Raw genomic sequence first — 1548 nt, 5'->3', positions numbered from 1 at the left:
GAAGGAGTGTGTGATGCGCGCAGCCGGTTTCCTCCGTGGCGGGCTGCTGGCTGGCATGCTGTTCGCCGCCCTGTCGGTGGCCGGCGTGGCCGCCGCCGACGATCACACTCCGACCATTCCGCTGGTCACCGCGTTCGGTCCGTCCTTGTCGCCGCCGATCGTCGACGCGATCGTGCCCATCGCTCCGGATCTCGGACGCACGGAAGACGCGACAGCGGAAGGTATTCCGCCCTCGGAACCCGGAACGCCGTTGGCCGTCACCAGCCCTGCGCTGGACCGGATCCTCCCGGCGAGCCCATCACCCATCGAGCCGATCCTGTCGCTGCTCAACACATTCGGCATCGCATTACCGCACCAGGCCGACCCTGATCAGCCCGCTCCCGGCGTCGATTCATCCGAGCCCGCGGCTGAAGTCCAGCCGCCCGAGCCGTCGACCGAGAGTGGTCCCGGACATGGCTATGCCGAACCGGCATCCGAGGACGGTCCGCCCCGACCCCGTGCGAGAACCGAGCCTGCCGACCCGCCTGCCGGGGGCGATTCCGCTGAGCCGACGATCGAGGGTGCTCCTGCCGAGTCGACGGTCGGGGCTGGACCTGCGGGGGTGGCCGAGGGCGTTGCTGTGGAGTCGGCGGCCGGGGCAGGTGCAGGGCAGCCGATCGGGGCCGGCGGACCGGTCTGCCTCGGCGCGATCGACTCTGGCCGGATCGGGTTCGGCGGGATCGAGCGAGGCCAGGTCGGCGTTGATGCGATCGACCTCGGCCCAGGCGGACTCTGGAAGATTCCGGCGCAGGTCGGTCTATCTGTGCGCGGTGCGCCCTGGGCGGATCGAGGTGACTTGGTCGTCGGGGTCCACCGGCTGTTCCCCGGTCTCCGGGTCGAACGGGCGGTCGGTCGCGCGGACGGTCGGCACCGGCATCACGTGAGCTGGGCCGAAGGCCGAGCCCCGGACGACCTCAACCCGCCTAACCACCGCGAGACACCCTTCACCCACCATGGCCCCGGCTATCTCGGCGGCGCCAGAGCCGGTCCAGGACCACCGGCTGGTTCAGAACGAGTCGAGTCCGCCGCCGTCGAACCCGCCGCTGTCGTATCCACCACCGTCGAAACCCTCGGAGCCGCCCCACCCACCTGAATCCTGACCCGGGTCGTACCCCGGATCCTGGCCGACCTCGCCCTGACCGGCATCCTGGTCGAGCGCCGCCTCGCCGGTGCCGTCCTCGAAGGCCTGGGCGTCGTAGCCGACTCCGGACATCCCGGCGAACAATGTCGTGAACAGCAGTGCCGAACCGGCGCCCCAGGCGCCGGCGATCAGCGCGGGCTTCCACCACGGCTCCGAATACCACCCCGCGGGGACCGGCCGACCGGCCACCCGCCCGCCGGGGTAGTAGTTCGGCGTGCCCTGGGACGGGGCGGGGGAGGCCGCGATGCGGCGGCCGTTGTGCTCGACGACCCGTAGCTCGTCGACCTGTCCCGCGATGTCCTGACCATCGAGGGCCCGGCGAGGGCGGCGCGGTAGCGGGGCAATTCCGCCTGCGCGACCCCGGCCTG

The 1548-nt window shown here is 71.6% G+C and carries 2 pseudogenes; one reads left to right on the top strand and one right to left on the bottom strand.

Annotated elements, in window-relative coordinates:
- Positions 1–1132 (top strand): annotated as a pseudogene (locus tag ACWDNU_RS45570) (hypothetical protein); the annotation flags it as partial.
- Here the strand turns inward: ACWDNU_RS45570 and ACWDNU_RS45565 are convergent.
- A pseudogene (locus tag ACWDNU_RS45565) lies at positions 1046–1548 on the bottom strand (hypothetical protein); the annotation flags it as partial. The pseudogenes ACWDNU_RS45570 and ACWDNU_RS45565 overlap by 87 nt on opposite strands.

The organism is Amycolatopsis sp. NPDC003676, from assembly GCF_053587275.1.
The sequence above is the reverse complement of the archived record's forward strand: the minus strand, read 5'-3'. Positions and strand labels throughout refer to the sequence as shown.